This is a genomic window from Xanthobacter variabilis (genome assembly GCF_043831965.2).
Classification (GTDB): domain Bacteria; phylum Pseudomonadota; class Alphaproteobacteria; order Rhizobiales; family Xanthobacteraceae; genus Xanthobacter.
In genome coordinates, this window is record NZ_CM195533.1 from 2,053,155 (window position 1) to 2,075,101 (window position 21,947).

Here is a 21,947-nt window from a genome sequence, read left to right on the forward strand (position 1 = left end):
GGTCTTGCGCAGGGCATGGGGCCAGCGGCCTTCCGGGAGCGCACCCGGCAGAAGGCGCGACAGCCGATCGGCCCCAGCGCGCCTGACCGGCGAACCGGCTCCCGCTACGCTCGGAGACCGCCTAGTCCGGCTGGGCGAGGACGAGGGCCCAGTAGACCTTGTACTTGGAATTGGGCGCGTTGGCGGTGGCGATGCCCATGCGGGTCACGCCCGGCGTCAGCATGTTCTTGTTGTGTGGGGGAGAATCCCGCCAGCCGGAAAAGGCCTCGGCCAGGGTGTGGTAGCCGGCACCCACATTCTCCACCGCCATCCTGGAAGGGTAGCCGGAGGCCTTCATGCGCTGGATGAAGGTGCGCCCGCCCACCTCGTGGGAGAGGCTGTCGGCCTTGGCCATGGCGTTGGCCTGGTTCTGGGCGATCTGGTTCAACGCCGGGTCGATGGTGACGGGCGAGAGACCGCGCGCGGTGCGGTAGTCGGAGATCATGGAGGCGGCGGCCTCCGCGTCCACCGGCTTCCCGGTCTTGGCGAGGTTGGTATAGAAGGCCGGCTGCTCGGTCACAGTCTCGGTGGTGCCGCAGCCCGCGAGCATCAGGGCCAGCACGAGGCCGACCCCGGCGCGGCGGTTGCTCCAGCGGGAATGCGAGGGAGCGGTGAGAAGGGCGCGCATGGCGGCTCCAGCAGACAAGGCGAAAGGGGCGCCCCATCGGGCGCCGGTACGGCCCGGACCTTGTGCGCCCGGGCCGGTATAGGGGGCGTTAATCCCCCTGGGTGAGATCGGCGGGCCCGCTGCTGCCGGGCGCCGGGCGCGGCACCAGATCGGCCGGCGCGCGCGCCAGCGAGGCCCACGGCTGCGACACCATGCCGACCCCCGCCACGCGGAAGCGCGACAGGATCTGGAAGTGCAGATCGCTCTTCACGGTCAGCGAATAGTCGACATTGGCCACCACGCACCGCAGCTCGAACACCATGCCCATCTCGGTGAACTTGGTGAGGAACACGCGCGGCGGCGGCGATTGCAGCACCTGCGGATGGGCGCAGGCGCAGCCCACCAGAATGTCGCGCACCTCCTCCGCGTCCGCGTCATAGGGGGTGTTGACGGTGATGATGATGCGGCCGGTGGTGTTGGCGTGGGTCCAGTTCTTCACCATGCCGGTGATGAGGTCCGAATTGGGCACGATCACCGAGGCGCGGTCGAAGGTTTCGATCTCCGTGGAGCGCACCGAGATGCGTCGCACATAGCCTTCCTCGCCCTTCACATTGATGGTGTCGCCCACCCGGATCGGCCGTTCCGCCAGCAGGATCAGGCCCGACACGAAGTTCGACACGATGGACTGCAGGCCGAAACCGATACCCACCGAGAGGGCGCCGGCCACCAATGCGAGGTTTTCCAGGTTCAGCCCCAGCTCGCTCATGGCGCCCATCAGGACGACGATGAACCCCACATAGCCGACGATGGTGGCGATGGAGGATTGCAGCGAGGGTTCGAGCCCCGTGCGTGGCAGCAGGGCGGTGGCGATCCACCGTTGCAGGCCGCGCGCCACCACGATGCCCACCACCAGGAAGATGGCGGCATAGAGCACGCTCGACAGCGTGATGTTGATGTTGCCGATATGGATGCCGAAGGAGATGCGCTCCACCGTATCCATCACGTCGGCGGAGGACGCCCCCCAGCTGCCCACGATGAGCACCGCCGCCACAACGAACAGCAGCACCTTCAGCAGGCCGGACACGACCACCCCGATCAGCTCCAGGCTGGTGGGCTTCAGGCCCAGCGCCTTGGAAAGGTGCCGCGAGCGCGGCGTGTCGGCCGCAAGGCCGGTGCCGAAGAAGGAGTCGATGAGGCCGTACAGAACGTAGAGCACGCCGAGGATGGCGCTGGCCACCACCACGCGGCTGGCGATGAAGGCGGCGAAGCTCACATAGCCCACCACCAGCGCTCCGATCACCAGAGCCACCACCAGCCACACCAAAAGGCGCACCCAGTGGCGCCCCTCGATGGGGTGGGAGCCGCTCTTCTCGCCGCCGTCCTGGGCGGCGGAATCCTCGTCATCCTCCTCGGAGCGCGCGAGGTGGAGCAGGAAGCGGGCGATGAAGACGGCGATGAGCAAGGCCATCACCGCGCTGGTCACCACCGTGAGGCCCAGGGGAGCGAACAGCACCCGGTGCAGGGCGTTCAGCACCGCCGCCACCGCCAGAGTCCACACCGCCCATGAGAAGTAGCGGAAGGTGATCATGGCGGCGCGGTCGGAGATCGGCGGCATCCGCCGCCAGGGTTCTCCCGGTGCCAGCATGGCGCGCGCTGCGGCCGTGCCGATGGCCTTGATGATGATCGCGACAGCGATGCCGTGCACCAGCTCATCCGCGCGCGGCGGGATAATCTCGAACGTATCGATGAGGGAGACGCCGAGGATGGTGGCCACCGGCGCCACCGTGGCTTCCAGCAGCAACACCTTCAGCGCCTCGCGCGCGGCGCGCAGGCGGGTGAAGCTCTCGCCCTCCGGCGGCGGCGGGGTGCGCAGGCGCCGGCGCAGCCAGCGGCCGGCGAACACCACCAGCGCCACCACGGCGAACGTGCCCGCCAGGATGCCCGTCAGCGCCAGCGGCCCCTGCCGGTGGCTGGCATAGGCGCTCCAGTCGGTGATGAGGAGCTGGGTGGAGTGCAGCTCGGCGCCGGTCGCCGTCAGGGCGGCGGCCCACAGGCCGGGGTCGAGGATGGAATCGCTGCGCTCGAACAGCTGGTTCGTGAACAGGGCGCGGCGGCGGGCGCTGATGCGGTCTGTGGCTTGGGCGGCGCGGTCCGAAAGGGTGCGCACGGGCCCCAGTACCGCGTCGAGGTCGGCGGTGGTCTTCTGCAGCCGCTCGCGGTCGGCGGTCACGCCGGGGTCCTCGGCGGGCGCTCCCTCGCCGGGCTTGGCGGGAATGGATTTGAGGCGCGCCCTCGCGTCGGCCAGGCGGGGGCCGATCTCATCAGCCAGCTGCTGCAGCTCGCGGCGTACGGGGTCGAGGCGCGCGCGCAGGTCGTCGAGGTCGCTGGCGCGCAGCCCATCCACGGAAAGGCCGGCCTCCAGCGCGTCGAGGGCGGTCCGGTTGGACTCGATCTTCTCGCGCGCGGCGGTCACCACCGGGTCGGGGGGAAGGGGGGCCTTCGGGGCCGGCGCGGCTTCCGTCGCGGGGGCTGCCGCAGGCGCGTCAGCGGCCGGCGCGCCCGCTGCGGGGGCTTCGGGCTTCGCGGTCTCAGCCGCCTTGGTCGCGTTGCCGCTGGCGGGCTCGGCCGCGCTGGCCGGTGCCGGTGCGACGACGCCCCCGACGCTCGCGCCCAGCACGCCCGCCCACAGTGCGAGCGCCGCGATCAGCTCCTTCGACTTCGGAAAACGCATTCCTCACCTCCGAGCCGGCGTTCCTGTCGCGTGAACGCGGCGGACTCATGGCAATGGCTTCTGGCAGCAGATTCACGCGGCGGATCTGCCCGGCCCCGCCTGCCGCAGGGGAGGCTCCGCGACGAAATCTCTGGCGTGGTTATGGCAGTTCCCGCTAATTCGGGGTGCACCGGGCCCGCCCCCACGCCCGGCGCGTCAGAAGGTTTCCTTGATGACCTCCATCGATCCCGTCAAGCCCGCCGTTTCTTCGTCCGCCAATGTTCACGATCCGGTGGCCCTGGCCACAGCCCTCATCCGGGCGCCCTCCGTGACGCCGGAGGCGAAGGCCGCCCTCGACCTGGTGGCCGAGCTGCTGGCTGGCGCGGGCTACAAGGTGGAGCGGCTGACCTTCGACACCTCGGGCGTGCCCATCGTCAATCTCTACGCCCGCATCGGTGAGGATGGCCCGAACCTGTGCTTCGCCGGCCATGTGGACGTGGTGCCGGTGGGCGATGCGGCGCGCTGGAGCCATGGCCCCTTCTCGGGCGAGATCGCGGACGGCCGCCTGTTCGGGCGCGGCGCGGTGGACATGAAGGGGGCGGTGGCCGCCTTCCTCGCCGCGGCCCTGCATTATGGGCGGCCGGAAAAGGGCTCGCTCTCCTTCCTCATCACCGGCGACGAGGAGGGGCCCGCCCTCGACGGCACCGTGAAGGTGGTGGAATGGCTGAAGGCCAAGGGCGAGACCATCGACCATTGCGTGGTGGGCGAGCCCACCAATCCCGCGACATTGGGCGACGCCTTCAAGATTGGCCGGCGCGGCAGCCTCTCGGGCGTGGTCACCGTGCGTGGCGTGCAGGGGCACGTGGCCTATCCCCATCTGGCGGACAATCCGGTGCCGCGCCTGGTGCGGCTGCTCTCCGGCCTGATCGCGGCGCCGCTCGACGCCGGCTCGGACTTCTTCCCGCCGTCCAACCTGGAAGTGGTCTCGGTGGATGTGGGCAATACGGCCTTCAACGTCATTCCGGCCGAGGCGACCGCGCGTTTCAATGTGCGCTTCAACGACCATTTCTCGCTCGCCACCCTGAAGGACGAGATTCGCCGCCGGCTCGATGCGGCCGGCGAGCCGTACGACATCGCCTTCCCGCCGGGTGCCAGCGAGAGCTTCATCACCGCGCCCGGGCCGTTCGTGGACATCGTCGCCGGAGCGGTGGAGGCGGTGACCGGCCGCCGGCCGGAGGCCTCCACCTCCGGCGGCACGTCCGATGCGCGCTTTATCAAGGATTTGTGCCCGGTGGTGGAATTCGGCCTGGTGGGCCAGACCATGCACAAGGTGGACGAGGCGACCAGCGTGCGCGATCTTGAGGACCTCACCGCCATTTATTCGCAGATCATCACGCGATATTTCGCGCATTTCGCGTAGAGTCTTTCGCAATTGGCGCGCTGTCCTGGCGCGCTGTCCTGGCGCGATCCGGATTCACCTCTGGCGCGATGCCCCAACACCCTGGAGACCTGACGCATGAGTCATGACGAAACCGCCTATCGCCTCGACGTGGCCGGCCGCGACATCGCGGTCCGTGCAATCCCCGGTGACGCGCCGGGGGTGTTCTGGCTGGGCGGCTTCAAGTCGGACATGACCGGCACCAAGGCCGAGCGCCTCGCCGCCCTCGCCGCGGAGCGGAGCCACGCTTATGTGCGGTTCGACTATTCGGGCCACGGCGCTTCCGGCGGCGCGTTCGAGGAGGGCACCATCTCGCGCTGGCTCGAAGAGGCGCTGGCGGTGTTCGATGGGGCCACCGCGGGCGAGCAGGTGGTGGTGGGCTCGTCCATGGGCGGCTGGCTGGCGCTGCTGCTGGCGCGCGCGCTGGCCGCAAGGGGCGAGACGCGCCTGAAGGCGCTGGTCCTGGTGGCGCCCGCGCCGGACTTCACGGAAACGCTGATGTGGTCGCGGTTCCCGGCCGAGGTGCAGAGCGAGATCACCGTCAACGGCCGCTTTCTCAAGCCCACGCCTTATGGCGACGAGCCGTATGTCATCACCCGTACCCTGATCGAGGACGGGCGCAGCCACCTTATTTTGGGCGCGCCCTTCGCGGTGGGCTGCCCGGTGCGCATCCTCCAGGGCGCGAAGGACGAGGACGTGCCGTGGGAGCACGCCATGCGGCTCGTGACCTGTCTGGCCGAGGACGATGTGGTGTTCTCGCTCATCAAGGACGGCGACCACCGCCTGTCGCGGCCCGAGGATCTGGAGCGGTTGGCCCAGGTGGTGTCCGAATTCCTGTGATGGCTGATGCCGGCGCCCCAATGGGTGCCGGCGCGAGCCCGTGGGCCTCGTGCGGTCTTTGGACCCGGCCGCGCGCGGAGCCGCTCAGAGATTGGAGCGTTTTCGAGCGCAGGGGTAGGCGTGCAGGAACGCGCTAAGGCAAAAGCATGGACTGCTTGGATGTTGCCATGACATCGCGACCCGACCGGGCACGTGGCCCTCACACATCCGGGAGCGATTTCGACCGAAAGGGCCGGGCGGCTCGCTTATGGGGCTGAGGTTGCGGAAATGCCGAAGGCCCATGAGCCGGGCTCACGGGCCTCCGGGAAATCAGGCTTCCGCGGGCGCTGCGTCTTCGGGCTGCTGGGTCCAGCTGGACATGCGGCCGATGAGGTAGCGGTAGGGCGCCAGGAACAGCGCCACCATGGCCAGCTTCACCAGATAATCCGCCACCGCCCAATTGGTCCACGGCAGGTCCGTGCCGGAGAAGGCCAGGGTGAAGAACACGGCGGTGTCGATGGCGGAGGAGATGCCGCCCGACAGCGCCGGCGGCAGCCACCAGGCCTTCTGCCGCAGGGCATTGAACACTGTGGCATCAAGCAGCTGCGCGACGATGAAGGCGGTGCCCGAGGCCAGCGCGATGCGCGGCGTGGCCAGCAGCGCGGAGAGCGCCAGGGCCAGCGCGAAGCCCGCATAGATCACCTGCCGCGTGCGCACGATCCCCAGCCGGCGATTGGTGAGGTCGTTCACGAGAAAGGTGAGCGGATAGGTGAAGGCGCCGTAGGTCAGGTAGTCCTGAAGGCCGAACGGCGTGAAGGGGAACTGCACCAGCACGTTGGCGGCCAGAACCGCCCCGCACATGGCAAAAACCGCGAGCGTAAACGCCCGCGGTTCAGACCCACCAACAAATGTGGCAGAGGCCATCAGGCGGCGGCAGCAGCCGCTGCGTTCGCAGCCTTCACGATGAGGCGCTTCAGCTCCAGCGCGCGCGGAGACAGCTCCTCGTCGCGGGCCTTCTTGAGGAAGGCGTCGAGGCCACCGCGGTGGTCCACGCTCTTCAGCGCATTCGCGGAAACGCGCAGGCGCACGGAGCGGTTGAGAGACTCGCTCTCAAGGGTCACATTGCACAGGTTCGGCAGGAACCGGCGCTTGGTCTTGCGGTTCGAGTGGCTCACAAGGTTGCCGGTCAGCACCGCCTTACCGGTCAGATCACACCGCCGGGACATGGCAGAAGTCCTTCTTCGTCTTTTCAGGTGCGGGGAGCGCCAGATGGAGCGGCTTGCCTCTTCTCAGAGTCGCGCCCCGCGGCACTCACCCGCTGGAACGGGAAGTGGCTCCTATAAGGGGGAGGCGCTCCGCCGTCAAGATCGGCGCCGGCAAACGATGGCCCGACATCGCCTCGCGGGCCTTGCGCCAGCAAAAAAAAACGTGGACTCCCACGGTCCTTCGCGCGCGGCGGTGGGAGCGGCCTCGCCAGCCGCAGTCCCGCGCCGCGGGGGCATGGCGGGGGAATCGGGCGGGAATCGCAGGGGTTGGGGCGCGCCCTGGCGACTCGGAGGGCGCGCAGGGGCGTGGCGTCAGCGCCGGCCCTGTCCGAGGAAGGTTTCCGCGAACCAGCGTTCCAGCGTCATGGGCGGCTCGCCTTGGGCGCCCTGGGGCCCGCCCACATTGGCGGGGGGCAAGCCGGCCTGGCCCATCATGGCCGCCGGACGGTCGTCGGGCACGGATTCGGGGGGCGCGAGGGTGCCGCCGGGCGCGCCGTAGCCATAGCCGCCGAAGCCCGCGGTGCGCGTGCCGCCGGGCAGCTCGGCCACGGGGATGCCCTGGTGCGCCACCTTCATGTAGCGGCTCCAGATCTCCACTGGCAGATTGGCGCCCGAAGCCTTCTTGGTGGGCGAGGAATCGTCATTGCCCAGCCACACGGCGGTGACGAACTTGGCCGTGTAGCCCACGAACCACGCATCGCGATAATCCTGCGAGGTGCCGGTCTTGCCGGCCGCCTCCCAGCCCGGCAGATCGGCCCGCCGGGCGGTGCCGATGACCAGGGTCTGGGTGAGCATCTGGTTCATTTCAGCCGCATAAGCGGGGTCCATCACCCGCCCCGGGCCCCGGTCGGTGCGCTCGAAGATCACCTGTCCGCCGGCGTCCCTCACCGATTCGATGACATAGGGCGTGACGCCGATGCCGCCACTGGCGAACGGCACATAGGCGCTCGCCAGCTCCAGCACCGAGACTTCCGAGGTGCCCAGCGCGATGGAGGGGTTGGGATCGAGCGGCGAGGTGATGCCGAGCCGGTGGGCGGTCGCCACCACTGCCTTCGGTCCCATCTCCAGAGCGAGCCGCACGGACACGGTGTTGAGCGATAAAGCGAGGGCCTCGGTGAGGGTCACCGGCCCGCGATACTGGTGGCTGGCATTTTCCGGCTTCCAGCCCTTGAGCTGGATGGGGCCATCCTCGCGCACGGTCTCCGGCGTCAGGCCCGCTTCCAGCGCGGTGAGGTAGACGAACGGCTTGAAGGCCGAGCCCGGCTGCCGCTTGGCTGTGACGGCGCGGTTATACTGGCTCTCCTGGTAGGAGCGCCCACCGACAAGGGCCCGCACGGCGCCGTCCGTATCCAGGGAGACCACGGCGCCCTGGCCCACGCCATATTTGGCGCCGGACTTGGCCAGCGTCTCGTCCAGCGCCTTTTCCGCCGCCTGCTGCAGGTTCGGCTCGATGGTGGTGCGCACGGTCACGTCGCCGGTGATGAAGCTGGAATAGGCGTCGAGCTGGTCCATCACCCAGTCGGCCACATAGCCGGCGGAATCGGGGGTCTTGGGCCGGGCGAGCTGGGCCGGGTGGGCAATGGCCGTCTGCGCCATCTCCGGCGAGATCATGCCCTGCTGCTTCATGGCCGTGAGAACCAGCGTCGCGCGGGCCTGCGCGCCCTTCAGGTTGCGTGTGGGCGCAAGGCGGGAGGGCGAGTTCACAAGCCCCGCCAGCATGGCCGCCTCCGCCAGCGTCACCTGCCGCGCGGACTTGCCGAAATAGCGCTGAGCGGCGGCTTCCACGCCATAGGCGCCGGCGCCGAAATAGACGCGGTTGAGATAGAGGTCGAGAATCTGGTCCTTGGTGAACTTGGTTTCCAGCCACAGGGCCAGCACCAGCTCCTGAATCTTGCGCGAAGCGGTGCGCTCCTGGGTGAGGAACAGGTTCTTGGCGAGCTGCTGAGTCAGCGTCGAACCGCCCTGCCGGAGGCGCCGGGAGGTGAGATTGGTCACGAGCGCGCGCGCCAGGCCCTCGGGATCAAGGCCGAAATGGCTGTAGAAGCGCTGGTCTTCGATGGCCACGAAAGCCTTGGGCAGATAAGGCGGCAATTCCTGAATGGGCACCGCCACCCCGCCCATGTCGCCGCGCACCGCCAGCGTCTTGCCGTCAGCGCCAAGGATGGTGACGGTGGGCGGACGCTTGGGGATCATCAGCGTCTGCATGGGCGGCAGCTTGGAGGCCTCATAGGCAATGACGCCGATGATGCCGATGACGCCCCAGATGGCGAGGATGAAGCTCCACTTCACCAGGGACCAGACGAGCGAGCGCCGCCGGCGGCGCGGGCGCGCCGGCTTTTCAGTCTTGGCCTTGCCCCGTTTCTTGTCGCGTCCGCCCAGCTCCGCCTCTCCTCTGTCGCGGCGCGCCGCAGGCTCAGGCGCGAGGATTTCGGGGGCCGCACCGGCGCTCGCGCGCATTCGTGCGGTTGGTTGGTCGGTGGCTTCCGGCTCGCTCTCCGCGCCGGGTCGCGAGGAGCCCAGGGGTGGCACGCGGTCGAAGCGGTCGAGGGCCGGCGGCTCGGCCCGCCCCTTTGCAGCCCCCTTCGTCGGACCCTTGGCCCGCGGCGCCTTCAGGCTGCCCGTGGGCCGGTCCTCTGGGGAAAGGCGGATGTCGAAACCCGTGTCCGAGCGCTCCACGGCCGGCTCGCGCCGTGTTCCTTCGCCGTAACCTCGAGTCGCCATCGGCTGTCCCGTCGCTCCCCTTGTGTGCTTCGACTCCCCTTCCACCACCCAAATGGGGCGAAAACGGCAGCGGCTGGGCTGTTGCCCGCTTCTTTCCGCATCGCACACCGCGAACTCTGCCGGCCACCCCCTGAAGGGAGGGTTAAGGCCGCAGCGGGCGAGGGGCCGGGTTGCTCGCCGCACGCCGCGGGGGGCCCTCGCCGGGAGCGACCATTTGCGCTATTGGTAGGGGCTGCGTTTCCGCACCTCAGCACCAGATCGATTCAATGGCTGTCATCCGAAATTCCAAAGCCCAGCGCACCATCGGAGAACCGTTTGAGGGGCAGAAGCTCCGGGCGGACGTTCTTGAGATCGCCAAGGCGCACCAGGGCAAGGATCTGGAGCTGCGCAACGCCATCGTCGGCTACCTGAAGACCGCCATGCAGGAGGCTCGCGCCGAGGCCGAGCGCCTTTTGAAGGAAGACGGCTGCGGGCGCTGCTGCGCCATGCGCCTGTCCGCCTTCCAGGATGCCATGATCTCCAGCGCCTATGAGGTGGCCACCACCATCCTCTATCCGGCCGACAACCCCTCCCGCTCCGAGCGCATGGCCATCGCGGCGGTGGGCGGCTACGGCCGCGGCATGCTGGCGCCGGGCTCGGACACCGACATTCTGTTCGTGCTGCCCTACAAGCAGACCGCCTGGGGTGAGAGCGTCGCCGAGGCCATACTCTATATATTGTGGGACCTGGGCCTGAAGGTGGGCCACGCCACCCGCTCGGTGGACGAGTGCCTGCGCCAGGCGCGGGCCGACTTCACCATCCGCACGTCCATCCTGGAGGCGCGCTACCTGGCTGGCGACAAGGCCCTGTTCCACGATCTGGAGCAGCGCTTCGACAAGGAGGTGGTGGAGGGCACCGGCGCCGAATTCGTGGCCGCCAAGATGGCCGAGCGCGAGGAGCGCCTGCGCCGCGCCGGCCAGTCACGCTACCTGGTCGAGCCCAATGTGAAGGACAGCAAGGGCGGCCTGCGCGACCTGCACACCCTGTTCTGGATCGCCAAATACGTCTACCGGGTGCAGACCACCAGCCAGCTCGTGGCCAAGGAAGTGTTCACCCGCGAGGAAGCCCGGCTGTTCACCCGCTGCGAGGACTTCCTGTGGTCGGTGCGCTGCCACCTCCACTTCCTCACCGGGCGGGCCGAGGATCGCCTCTCCTTCGACGTGCAGCGGGAGATGGCCCAGCGCCTGGGCTATACGGAGCATCCCGGCCAGCGCGACGTGGAACGCTTCATGAAGCACTACTTCCTGGTGGCGAAGGATGTGGGGGATCTCACCGCCATTCTCTCCGCCGCCTTGGAGGAGCACCAGGCCAAGCCCGTGCCCGGCCTGCGCGGCATGGTGGAGCGCTTCCGCTCCGGTCACCGCCGGGCGGCGCTGAAGGACAGCCCCGATTTCATCCTCGACCACGATCGCCTCAACGTGGCGGACGCGGAGGCGTTCAAGCGGGACCCGGTCAATCTCATCCGCATCTTCCATGTGGCGGACAAGCGCAACCTCGCGCTGCATCCCGACGCCATGCGGCTGATGGCGCGCTCGCTCCCGCTCATCGACGCCAAGGTGCGCGACAATCCGGAAGCCAACCGCCTGTTTCTGGAAATCCTCGCCTCCAAGACCGCGCCGGAAACCGTGCTGCGGCGGATGAACGAGGCCGGGGTGCTGGGCCGCTTCCTTCCCGAATTCGGGAAGATCGTGGCCATGATGCAGTTCAACATGTACCACCACTATACGGTGGACGAGCATCTCCTGCGCTGCATTGGCATCATCTCGGAGATCGAGCACAAGAACAATCCGGAGAACGGGCTGGCCAACGAGCTGATGGCGACGGTGAAGAATCGCAATCTGCTCTATGTGGCGATGCTGCTGCACGACATCGCCAAGGGTCGTCCGGAGGATCATTCCACCGCCGGCGCGCGCATTGCCCGGCGCCTGTGCCCCCGCCTCGGCATGACGCCCATGGAGACGGACACGGTGGCCTGGCTGGTGGAACAGCATCTGGTGATGTCCACCGTCGCCCAGTCACGTGATCTGTCGGATCGCAAGACCATCGAGAATTTCGCCGCGGTGGTGCAGAATCTGGAGCGGCTGAAGCTGCTCACCATCCTCACCACGGCGGACATCCGCGCGGTGGGGCCGGGCACCTGGAACAGCTGGAAGGCCCAGCTGCTGCGCACCCTCTATTACGAGACCGAGCCAGTGCTCACCGGCGGCTTCTCGGAGGTGGATCGCGGCAAGCGCGTCACCGCCGCCCAGTCGCAGCTGCGTCATGCCCTTTCCGATTGGTCGCCGGAGAAGGTGGAAGCCTATCTGGCGCGACACTATCCGTCCTATTGGCTGCGCATGGACCTGGACGCCAAGCTGCGCCACGCCCGCTTTATCGATGCCACCGAGGCGGCGGGCGAGAGCATCGCCACCCAGATCACCATGGAGCCGGGCCGGGGCGTGACGACGCTGACCGTGCTGGCGCCGGACCATCCCAAGCTGCTGTCCATCGTCGCCGGGGCCTGCGCGGCCGCGGGCGCCAACATTATGGACGCCCACATTTCCACCACCACCGACGGGCTGGCGCTGGACACCATCGCCATTCGCCGTGCCTTCGAGCGCGACGATGACGAGGAGCGTCGGGCCGGCCGCGTCCGCGAGGCGGTGGAACAGGCCTTGAAGGGCGAGGTGCGCCTGCCGGAAGTGATGGCCCGGAAGCTGCCCAAGGGCCGCCGCACCTTCTCGATCGAGCCCGAGGTGATGGTGAACAATTCCTGGTCCAACCGCCACACGGTGGTGGAGGTTTCCGGCCTTGACCGGCCGGGCCTGCTGTTCGCGCTCACCAACACCCTGTCGCGGCTCAACCTCAACATCGCGTCCGCCCACGTCGCCACTTTTGGCGAGCGGGCGGTGGACGTGTTCTACGTGACCGACCTCATGGGCGCGAAGATCACGGCGGCGGCCCGCCAGTCGGCCATCCGCCGCGCGCTGATGGCGGTGTTCGAGGGCGCCATCGACGACGAGGAGGCCCCGCGCCGGGCGGCGCGGGCGTGATCGGGCGGGTCGCCGCCGGATCACGAAGCATCTCGTCATTTTAGCGGCGATCACGGTTCATCCCGCGCTGGCTTCCTCGCGCGGGATCTATCCCTTTGGCGCTGCTTTCGTTTTCTGGTGGGGAATGGTCGCGCGGGGCAGGGGCGCGATCCGGCCCCCGCGCGCATTGGCCTATTTTCGCCTTGCTCCCATGGCCTGAAAGGTGCGAGCAAGTTGCAGCTTGGTTCGGGCCGGCCCATTGGGGGCGCCCGAAAGCCCTTGGCATTTTCTTGCGGCATCAAGATCCGGCATGAACAGCAGTCCGAACCTTCTCGACATTCCGGGCGACCCGGCTTCCATCCGCGTGGTGGTGGCCATGTCGGGCGGCGTTGATTCGTCGGTGACGGCGGCGCTTCTCGCCCATGCCGGCTATGATGTGGTGGGTGTCACCCTTCAGCTTTACGATCATGGGGAAGCGGCCCATCGTCGCGGCGCCTGCTGCGCGGGGCAGGACATCTATGATGCGAGCGAGGTGGCCCGTACCCTGGGCATCCCCCATTATGTGCTCGACTATGAAAGCCGCTTTCGTGAAGAAGTGATCGACCGCTTCGCGGCGAGCTACGCTTCCGGCGTCACGCCCATTCCGTGTGTGGACTGCAACCGCACCGTCAAGTTCCGCGACCTGCTCGCCACCGCCGAGGAACTGGGCGCCCAGGTGCTCGCCACCGGCCATTATGTGTCCAGCCGCGGGCTGCCCGACGGCCGCCGCGCCCTTTACCGGGCTGCGGAGGAAGGGCGGGACCAGAGCTATTTCCTCTATGCGACCACGGCCGCGCAGCTGCAGCGCCTGCGCTTCCCCCTGGGCGACATGATGAAGAGCGAGGTGCGGGCCCTGGCCAACCGCTTCGGCCTTCAGGTGGCCGACAAGCCGGACAGCCAGGACATCTGCTTCGTGCCCGGCGGCAATTATGCCGAGGTGGTGGAGCGCCTGCGCCCCGAGGCCGCCGAGCCCGGCGACATCGTGCATTTGGATGGCCGCATTCTCGGGCGCCATCGCGGGGTGATGCATTACACCATCGGCCAGCGCAAGGGGCTGGGCATTGCCAGCCCGGAGCCCCTCTATGTGGTGGGCATCGACGCCGCGCGCCGGGAGGTGAAGGTTGGCCCGCGCGAGGCGCTGATGGTGCGCACCGTGGAGATGGCCGATGTGAACTGGCTGGGCGAGGGATCGTTCGAGGATGCCTGCGCCCGCCGCGCCGAGGTGCAGGTGAAGGTGCGCTCCACGCGCGCGCCCGCTCCCGGCCATCTGGATACCGCCGCGGACGGAACGCCGCTGGTTCATCTCGCTCTCGGCGAGGAAGGCGTTGCACCGGGGCAGGCTTGCGTGCTCTACGATAGCGCGGACAGCCGGGCGCGCCTGCTCGGCGGGGGCACCATCGTGAAGGCGCAGAGCGACGTGCGCAGCATGGCGCAGGTGGCGTGAGCCGATGGTGGCTTGAGGCGAAGGGTTTGTCGCCGCCCCGCCGGGATGCCCGGCGGCGCGGCCGAGGGACGAGGCTGGGAGAAGGCCAGGATGGCGGTTCAATACGATCTCGAGGGTCAGAAGCGCGCCTATGCCAAGTGGGCGCCGATCTACGACAAGGTCTATGTGAAGCTGCTGGCCGATGCGCAGCGCAAGGCGGCCACCACCGCCGCCGCCTGCGGCCCGCGCATTCTGGAAGTGGGCGTGGGCACAGGACTGGTGCTGCCCTATTACCCCAAGACGGTGAATGTCACCGGCATCGACCTTTCGCCCGAAATGCTGGGCAAGGCGGTGGAAAAGAAGGTGGGGCGCGGCCTTACCCAGGTGGGCCTGCTCGCGGCCATGGATGCCTGCAACCTCGGCTTTGCCGACCACACCTTCGATGCCGTCACGGTGCCCTTCGTCATCACCCTGGTGCCGGACCCGGAAGGGGCACTCGACGAGATGTATCGGGTGCTGAAGCCCGGCGGCGAGATCGTGGTGGCCTCCAAGCTGGGCGCCGACGAGGGCCCGGTGATGCACATCGAGCAGGCGCTGGCCCCATTGGTGAAAAAGGTGGGCTGGTCCATCGCCTTCAAGGCCTCGCGCCTGCGCAACTGGGCCGCCCGCTATCCCGACATGGAAGTGGTGGAAATTTCGCCGGTGTTCCCAGTGGGCTTCTTCAAGCTGGTGCGCATCAAGAAGCGCGCGTGCGCCTGAGGGCTGTGCGAAGGGGGCGCACGGGGATGTGCAAGACTCCTTCGGCTTTCTTGACAGGGGCGTATCGGCGCCCCTATATCCCCGCCTCTAGCCGATGCGTTGAATCGGCCGTGGCAGCGTAGCTCAGTTGGTGAGAGCGCCGGATTCATAACCCGGAGGTCGGCGGTTCAAGTCCGCCCGCTGCTACCATTTCCCCGAACCCTGAACTTTGTCAGAGTGATCTGGCCCGCCTGCGCGGTGCCTTCCGGGTCCCGCACGTCGTGCGCGCGCCACGCTATCGCTAGGGCTACGCAGTGTGTTGAGGCATCGTGCCACTGTGGATGCTTCGCGCGAGTGGTGCCTTGAGCGTTAGGGAGCCCGCATGACGGTCTGGCGTCTCCACCTGCGTCCCACTGTCCTCGATCCGGGGGAGGTGGTGGCGCATTGTCTTGAGCATAAAGTGCTCGGCCTGGGCTGGCCTGGCAGTAATTTGCTTAAAATTGAGAATGAGCCGGCGGAGCAATACCTCGAGCGACATTGCGACAACATCGGGTATCGAGAGCGCGCTGTTCGCGCCATCATGCTGAACGTGGCGCCAGGAGACTTCATCTGGTCCAGGGATCAGCTTGGCCGTTACCTGCTGGGGAAGGTGACGGGGCGCGGCTATCGCCGATATGGCACGGGCGCGACGGACGAGGAACGCTGGATCGAGTTGCAGGACCTGTTTCATGTGGTGCCGGCCCACATCATCGGCGGTGACAGCGGAGTTGATATCGCGGACGTGGATGTGCCGGGCGCCGTAAAGGCCAGCTTTGCAGGGCGTGGTGGCGCGATCCAAAGGATTCCGGATCCGTTCGTGGGTGCCTATACGCCGTGGCTGTTCAAGACGAAATGCGGTGAGGCCGCCGAATTGCCGCCGCTGGGGTGCTTCATCTCGGCTTTGAGCTCGTATGAGCTTGAGGATCTGGTGGCGCTTTTTCTGCAGGAGCAGGGATGGCGCGTGGTGCTGAGCAGCCACGCTCGCAGCACGCCCCGCTATGAATGCACGCTGGTGCGGGCGGACGGACGCACCGCTGGAGTTCAAGTCAAGCAGATCGGATGGCGCGTCCTGGATGCGGCCCTCTATGCGGGCGACGGACAGGTGGACACTGTGTTTCTCTTCGCGGCGAGCGGAAATTATGGCGAGGCGCGCCCCGGTAACGTGACCATCATCGAGAAGGATGCCCTGATCGCCTTCGCGCGAGAAAACCACGCCCTTCTGCCGAGGCCTATCTCCCGGTGGCTCGATCTCGAGGTCGAGCGCCAAGTGGAGCGCCAGGACTAAGGCGAGAGCATCGGCCGGCTCGGCGCCTGCATTGTCGCGTTCGGGCGCATGACGGCACTCGCAGCCGAGAAAGGCCCTTTCCGCCTGCGCTTGGAACCTTTACCGTCGCAGCGGAAATGGAGATGGGGCAATGAATTTCTCGACTGCGGTCAAAACCTGCCTGTCGAAATATGTGGTGTTCGACGGCCGCGCCACGCGGAGCGAGTTCTGGTGGTTTGAGCTGTTCGTCCTGCTGCTGCCCATTGCGGTCTCCATCATTGTCGCCCTGTTCATGGGGCCGATGGTGGGGGGCATGCAGACCGAAACGTTCGGGCCCATGGGCCATGGCTGGGGCATGGCCATGTGGGGCAGCTATGGCTTCGGCTTCCTGCCGCACCTCGTGTCCCTCGCTCTGTTCCTGCCGAATCTGGCTGTGGGCGTGCGGCGGTTGCATGATGTGGGGCGCAGCGGCTGGTGGCTGCTCATCATGTTCATTCCACTGATTGGCTTCCTCGTGCTGCTGTTCTGGTGGGTGCAGCCGTCCGAGCCGCGTGACAATGCCTTTGGCTCCGCGCCTTACCCGCTGCTGCCGCCGGTCTGAGATCGGCAGGCCGAGGGAATAGAAAAGGGGCGGATGACCGTGGTCGTCCGCCCCTTTTTTATGGGTCAGCGAAGGTCCGCACCCTCAGGTGTCGTCGCGCTCGCGGATCCATTCCACGATGCCGGAGAAGTCCTTGCCTTCGTTCCCCGCTTCCGCGAACGCCGTATAGAGGGCGGTGGCGGCGGCGCCCAGGGCGGTGGCCGCGCCGGCCGTGCCGGCGGCTTCCTGCGACAGGCGCAGATCCTTCAGCATCAGAGCGGCGGCGAAGCCCGGCTGGTAGCCGCGATTGGCGGGGCTGGTGGGCACCGGGCCCGGCACCGGGCAATAAGTGTTGAGTGACCAGCACTGGCCGGAGGAGGTGGAGGCCACCTCGTAGAGCGCTTCATGGGAGAGGCCCAGCTTCTCGCCCAGCACGAAGGCTTCCGAAACGGCGATCATGGAGATGCCGAGGATCATGTTGTTGCAGATCTTCGCCGCCTGTCCCGCGCCGGCGCCACCGCAATGGACGATCTTCTTGCCCATGGCCTCCAGATAGGTCCGGGCATGGGCGAAGGCGCCGTCGGTGCCGCCCACCATGAAGGTGAGGGTCGCGCCTTCCGCGCCACCCACGCCGCCGGAGACGGGCGCATCCACGCTCTCGTGGCCCGCCGCCTTGGCTGCCTCATGGAAGGCGCGGGCGGAGGCGACATCGATGGTGGACGAATCGATGAAGAGCGTGCCGGGCTTGGCCGCCGCGAACAGCCCTTCGGCGCCCGTGGTGGCCCCCACCACATGCTTGCCGGACGGCAGCATGGTCACCACCACCTCGGCGCCGGCCACGGCGGCCTTGGCGCTGTCGGCCACGGCGATGCCTCGCGCTTTGGCGGCTTCGAGCGCAGCCGGCACCAGGTCGAAGCCGGTGACGGTGTGGCCCGCCTTGACGAGATTGGCGGCCATGGGCACGCCCATATTGCCGAGGCCGATGAATGCAATGCTGGCCATGTGGTTCCTCCCTGCTGAACGCTCGTTGCGGCGTTCCCGATTTCGGTGGTGCGCGCGTCCTGTTGATCGGAGCGCGTTCATGCGCCAGCGGTCGCACGCCTGCGCCGCTGCGGAGCGTTTCGAGGCGGGGGGCGGTCGCGCCCCGCGCCCCGGCCTCAGCCGATCAGCGTGCGGGCCACGATGAGCCGCATGATCTCGTTGGTGCCTTCCAGGATCTGGTGCACCCGCAGGTCGCGCACGATCTTCTCGATGCCGTAATCAGCCAGATAGCCGTAGCCGCCATGGAGCTGCAGGGCTTCATTGGCCACGTTGAAGCCGCCATCGGTGGCGAAGCGCTTGGCCATGGCGCACAGCTTGGTAGCGTCCGGCGTCTTGGCGTCGAGCGCCGCCGCCGCGCGCCACAGGAAGGTGCGCGCCACCTCCAGCTCGGTGGCCATGTCGGCGAGGCGGAATTGCAGCGCCTGGAATTCGTCCAGCCGTTTGCCGAAGGCCTTGCGCTCGCGCATGTAGGCCAGGGTTTTGTCGAGCGCCGCCTGGGCGCCGCCCAGGGAGCAGGCGCCGATATTCAGCCGCCCGCCATCGAGCCCGGCCATGGCGATCTTGAAGCCCTCGCCCTCCGCTCCCAGGCGATTGGCCACGGGCACGCGCGCGCCCTCGAAGATGACGGCGCGGGTGGGCTGCACGTTCCACCCCATCTTCTTCTCATTGGCGCCGAAGGAGAGGCCGGCGGTGTCGGCGGGCACCACCAGGGTCGAGATGCCCTTGGGCCCGTCGCCGCCGGTGCGCACCATCACCACATAGATGTCGGAGGCGCCGGCGCCGGAGATGAACTGCTTCTGCCCGTCGAGCACATAATAATCGCCGTCGCGCACCGCGCGCGTCTTCAGCGCCGCGGCGTCGGAGCCGGCACCGGGCTCGGTGAGGCAGTAGGAGGCGAAATGCTCCATGCTGGCGAGCCTGGGCACCCATTTGGCGCGCTGATCATCATCGCCGAAGCGGTCGATCATCCAGGTGGCCATGTTGTGAATGGAGAGATAGGCGGCGGTGCCGGGGCAGCCCGTGGCCAGCGCCTCGAAGATGAGCGCGGCGTCGAGCCGCGAGAGGCCGGAGCCGCCCACATCCTCCCGCACATAGATGCCGCCCATGCCCAGCGCCGCGGCGGCCCGCAGGGTCTCCATGGGGAAGAACTTCTTCTCGTCCCACTCCACCGCATGGGGGGCGATCTCGGCTTCCGCGAAGTCGCGGGCCATGTCGCGAATGGCGATCTGGTCGTCGGAAAGGGTGAACATGTCGCTCGCGCCCGGGGTCGTGGGGTAAGCGGGGGCGGCCGCCCCCGTCGCGTTGGCGGAAGAGCCGGCGATGCCGGCCGCGCGCGGCGGCCGGCTCGATGGGCGGGTGACCGCCTCAGCCCATGGTGGGGATGACGAAGTCGGCGCCGTCCTTGATGCCCGAGGGCCAGCGGGAGGTGACCGTCTTGGTCTTGGTGTAGAAGCGGATGGAATCCGGCCCGTGCTGGTTGAGATCGCCGAAGCCCGAACGCTTCCAGCCGCCGAAGGTGTGGTAGGCGAGCGGCACCGGGATCGGCACGTTGATGCCCACCATGCCCACATTCACCTTGGAGGCGAAGTCGCGGGCCGCGTCGCCGTCGCGGGTATAGATGGCGACGCCATTGCCATATTCGTGCTCGGTCGGCAGGCGCAGGGCCTCGTGATAATCCGGCGCGCGCACCACACAGAGGACGGGCCCGAAGATCTCTTCCTTATAGATGCGCATGTCGGGCGTCACATTGTCGAACAGGCAGCCGCCCATATAGAAGCCGTTCTCATAGCCCTGGAGGGAAAAGTCGCGCCCGTCCACCAGCAGCTTGGCGCCTTCCTGCACGCCGATGTCCACATAGCCCTTCACCCGCTCCACGGCCTCGCGGGTGACGAGGGGGCCGAAATCGGCGGTGGGGTCGGTGGAGGGGCCGATCTTCAGGCTCTCCACGCGCGGCACCAGCTTCTCGATGAGCCGGTCAGCGGTGGCTTCGCCCACCGGCACCGCCACGGAAATCGCCATGCAGCGCTCGCCGGCCGAGCCGTAGCCGGCACCGATCAGCGCGTCCACCGCCTGGTCGAGATCGGCGTCGGGCATGATGATCATGTGGTTCTTGGCGCCGCCGAAGCCCTGCACGCGCTTCCCGTTGGCCGCACCGCGCGAATAGATGTACTGGGCGATGGAGGATGAGCCCACGAAGCCGATGGCGTGGATGTCCGGATCATCCAGAATGGCGTCCACGGCTTCCTTGTCGCCGTTCACCACATTGAGGATGCCGGCCGGCAGGCCCGCTTCCAGCATCAGCTCGGCCAGGTGCATGGGCACGCCGGGGTCGCGCTCAGACGGCTTCAGGATGAAGGCGTTGCCGCAGGCGATGGCGGGGCCGAACTTCCACATGGGGATCATGGCCGGGAAGTTGAACGGGGTGATGCCCGCCACCACGCCCAGAGCCTGGCGCATGGAATAAAGGTCGATGCCCGGGCCGGCGCCGTCCGTATACTCGCCCTTCATGAGGTGAGGAACGCCGCAGGAAAACTCGATCACCTCAAGGCCGCGCTGGATGTCGCCGCGGGCGTCGGGAATGGTCTTTCCATGCTCGCGGGCGAGCAGCTCGGCCAGGGAATCGTAATCGCGCTGCACCAGTTCCAGGAACTTCATCATCACGCGGGCGCGGCGCTGCGGATTGGTGGCGGCCCAGGCCGGCTGCGCCGCCTTGGCATTCTCCACCGCCGCGCGCATCTCGGCCTTGCTGGCGAGGGCGACGGAGGCGATGACCTCGCCGGTCATGGGCTGGAACACGTCAGCCTTGCGGCCCGAAGTGCCCGGCACGTGCTTGCCGCCGATGAAATGGCCAATATCGCGCATGGTGCGTGTCCTTCCCGGGTGGATGCGTTTCCAAAAAATCTTGCGGCCGGCGTATCCAGCCTTTGTTGGCCGGCACAATGCCCTATCCTTTTGTGCACATAAAGGGCAATCTTCGCACGCTCCATGTGCGAAAATCGATAAGAAAGCAAAGCGGCCGATGGCGGATTTCGAGTGGTCGGACCTGCGCTTTTTCCTGGCCGTGGCCCGGGCGGGGCGGCTCACGGCGGCGGCGGCGCGGCTGGGGGTGGAGCATTCCACGGTCAGTCGCCGGCTCGGCGCGCTGGAGGCGACGCTCGGGGCCAAGCTGTTCGATCGGCAGCCCCAGGGCTATGCGCTCACGGCCGCCGGCGAGCGGCTGATGGCGGCGGCGGAGGGCATGGAGAGCCTCGCCCTCTCGGCCCAGGGCACCATTGCGGGGGCGGACCTGGGCGTGGCCGGCACGGTGCGCATCGGCGCGCCCGACGGGTTCGGCACCTTTTTCCTCGCCCCGCGCATCGCCGCGCTGGCGCAGATGCACCCGGATCTCGACATTCAGCTTCTGGCCATGCCGCGTGTGTTCTCGCTCTCAAAGCGGGAGGCGGATATTGCCATCTCCCTCAGCCGGCCGAAGGAGGGGCGGCTGGCCGCCCGCAAGCTCACGGACTACCGCCTTCGCCTTTACGCCGCGCGCGCCTATCTCGATCGGCACGGGCCCATCGAGAGCCGCTCGGCCCTCTCCCGGCACGCTTTCGTGGGCTATGTCGACGATCTGATCTACACGCCGGAGCTGGACTATGCGCCGCTGGTGGGGAAGGACCTGCGCGTGAAGGTGAAAAGTTCCAGCCTGGTGGCCCAGCTCACGGCCACCCGGGGCGGGGCGGGCGTGTGCGTGCTGCCGTGCTTCATGGGTGACCTTTTCGCGGGGGAGGGCGCGGATGCACTGATGCCGGTGCTGCAGCACGAGGTGAGCATCACCCGCACCTTTTGGCTCATCAGCCACACCGACATGCGCGACCTTGCGCGCATCCGCGTTGCGGCGGACTTCATCGCCGCCGAGGTGCACAAGGCGCGCGCGATGTTCCTGGCCACATAGAACGGCGGCGGGAGGGCCGCGGGCATGGGGGCTGTCGATGACGCTCCGTCAGATTTCGCAGCGGCGCCGGCCCTGTGGACAGCTGTGGATACAGCCCCTCCGCGCCGGTTCTGTCGCCGAAAATTCGCTTCGCGTTCAAATGCCCCATGAATATGCTACCCACCGGTGGCGGGATTGAAGCGGTGATTTCCAGGGATGAGGCGGCGCATCCGATGAGCCCGCACGAGACCCGGCATTCGG

General features: G+C 67.8%; 16 protein-coding genes and 1 tRNA gene. 9 read left to right on the forward strand and 8 right to left on the reverse strand.

Annotation, left to right across the window (positions count from 1 at the left end):
* Window positions 1-121 precede the first annotated feature (121 nt).
* The gene (locus V5F26_RS08950) at window positions 122-667 is read right to left on the reverse strand and encodes a CAP domain-containing protein (RefSeq protein ID WP_394947458.1); all 546 of its coding nucleotides are present in this window, start codon (window positions 665-667) and stop codon (window positions 122-124) included.
* Window positions 668-755: 88 nt separating this feature from the next.
* Window positions 756-3,377, reverse strand: a complete 2,622-nt coding sequence (locus V5F26_RS08955; RefSeq protein ID WP_394947457.1) for a DUF3772 domain-containing protein — start codon at window positions 3,375-3,377, stop codon at window positions 756-758.
* Between the two features lie 211 nt (window positions 3,378-3,588).
* Here V5F26_RS08955 and dapE point away from each other — a divergent pair, with 211 nt between their 5' ends.
* Together dapE and V5F26_RS08965 are read left to right on the forward strand one after the other, a co-directional pair.
* Window positions 3,589-4,776: a succinyl-diaminopimelate desuccinylase gene (dapE, locus tag V5F26_RS08960; protein ID WP_394054714.1), complete on the forward strand. Its 1,188-nt coding sequence runs from the start codon at window positions 3,589-3,591 to the stop codon at window positions 4,774-4,776.
* Window positions 4,777-4,872: 96 nt separating this feature from the next.
* Window positions 4,873-5,634: an alpha/beta hydrolase gene (locus V5F26_RS08965; RefSeq protein ID WP_234052621.1), complete on the forward strand. Its 762-nt coding sequence runs from the start codon at window positions 4,873-4,875 to the stop codon at window positions 5,632-5,634.
* 309 nt (window positions 5,635-5,943) lie between these two features.
* On the opposite strand, the gene V5F26_RS08970 is transcribed toward V5F26_RS08965, so the two are convergent.
* The 3 genes from V5F26_RS08970 to V5F26_RS08980 all read right to left on the reverse strand — a co-directional run bounded on the left by V5F26_RS08970 (window position 5,944) and on the right by V5F26_RS08980 (window position 9,599).
* Window positions 5,944-6,474, reverse strand: coding sequence for a queuosine precursor transporter (locus tag V5F26_RS08970; RefSeq protein WP_234052620.1), 531 nt, complete (start codon window positions 6,472-6,474; stop codon window positions 5,944-5,946).
* A 62-nt stretch (window positions 6,475-6,536) separates the two neighbouring features.
* Window positions 6,537-6,839 (reverse strand): 50S ribosomal protein L28, encoded by a 303-nt coding sequence (gene rpmB / locus V5F26_RS08975; protein ID WP_234052619.1) that lies wholly within the window; start codon window positions 6,837-6,839, stop codon window positions 6,537-6,539.
* A gap of 351 nt (window positions 6,840-7,190) precedes the next feature.
* Window positions 7,191-9,599, reverse strand: coding sequence for a transglycosylase domain-containing protein (locus V5F26_RS08980; protein ID WP_394054712.1), 2,409 nt, complete (start codon window positions 9,597-9,599; stop codon window positions 7,191-7,193).
* Between the two features lie 266 nt (window positions 9,600-9,865).
* On the opposite strand from V5F26_RS08980, the gene V5F26_RS08985 reads away from it, so the two are divergent.
* The 6 genes from V5F26_RS08985 (at window position 9,866) to V5F26_RS09010 (ending at window position 16,753) form a co-directional block, all read left to right on the forward strand.
* A complete protein-coding gene (locus V5F26_RS08985; protein ID WP_394947456.1) occupies window positions 9,866-12,670 on the forward strand; it encodes a [protein-PII] uridylyltransferase in 2,805 nt (934 codons plus the stop codon).
* Between the two features lie 289 nt (window positions 12,671-12,959).
* A complete protein-coding gene (gene mnmA, locus V5F26_RS08990) occupies window positions 12,960-14,132 on the forward strand; it encodes a tRNA 2-thiouridine(34) synthase MnmA (protein WP_234052616.1) in 1,173 nt (390 codons plus the stop codon).
* Window positions 14,133-14,222: 90 nt separating this feature from the next.
* Complete coding sequence (locus V5F26_RS08995; protein WP_394947455.1) at window positions 14,223-14,870, forward strand: class I SAM-dependent methyltransferase; 648 nt, start codon at window positions 14,223-14,225, stop codon at window positions 14,868-14,870.
* A 112-nt stretch (window positions 14,871-14,982) separates the two neighbouring features.
* A tRNA-Met gene (locus V5F26_RS09000) sits at window positions 14,983-15,059 on the forward strand.
* Between the two features lie 172 nt (window positions 15,060-15,231).
* On the forward strand, window positions 15,232-16,173 hold the full coding sequence (locus V5F26_RS09005) for a hypothetical protein (RefSeq protein WP_394947454.1): 942 nt from the start codon (window positions 15,232-15,234) through the stop codon (window positions 16,171-16,173).
* A gap of 130 nt (window positions 16,174-16,303) precedes the next feature.
* Window positions 16,304-16,753 (forward strand): DUF805 domain-containing protein, encoded by a 450-nt coding sequence (locus V5F26_RS09010; RefSeq protein ID WP_394054707.1) that lies wholly within the window; start codon window positions 16,304-16,306, stop codon window positions 16,751-16,753.
* Between the two features lie 84 nt (window positions 16,754-16,837).
* Here V5F26_RS09010 and mmsB read toward each other — a convergent pair whose 3' ends face one another.
* The 3 genes from mmsB to V5F26_RS09025 form a co-directional block, all read right to left on the reverse strand.
* Window positions 16,838-17,734, reverse strand: a complete 897-nt coding sequence (gene mmsB / locus V5F26_RS09015) for a 3-hydroxyisobutyrate dehydrogenase (RefSeq protein ID WP_394947453.1) — start codon at window positions 17,732-17,734, stop codon at window positions 16,838-16,840.
* A gap of 155 nt (window positions 17,735-17,889) precedes the next feature.
* On the reverse strand, window positions 17,890-19,023 hold the full coding sequence (locus V5F26_RS09020) for an isobutyryl-CoA dehydrogenase (protein ID WP_394947452.1): 1,134 nt from the start codon (window positions 19,021-19,023) through the stop codon (window positions 17,890-17,892).
* Between the two features lie 115 nt (window positions 19,024-19,138).
* Window positions 19,139-20,635: a CoA-acylating methylmalonate-semialdehyde dehydrogenase gene (locus tag V5F26_RS09025; protein WP_394947451.1), complete on the reverse strand. Its 1,497-nt coding sequence runs from the start codon at window positions 20,633-20,635 to the stop codon at window positions 19,139-19,141.
* Between the two features lie 157 nt (window positions 20,636-20,792).
* Here V5F26_RS09025 and V5F26_RS09030 point away from each other — a divergent pair, with 157 nt between their 5' ends.
* Window positions 20,793-21,707, forward strand: coding sequence for a LysR family transcriptional regulator (locus tag V5F26_RS09030; protein ID WP_394947450.1), 915 nt, complete (start codon window positions 20,793-20,795; stop codon window positions 21,705-21,707).
* Window positions 21,708-21,947 lie beyond the last annotated feature (240 nt).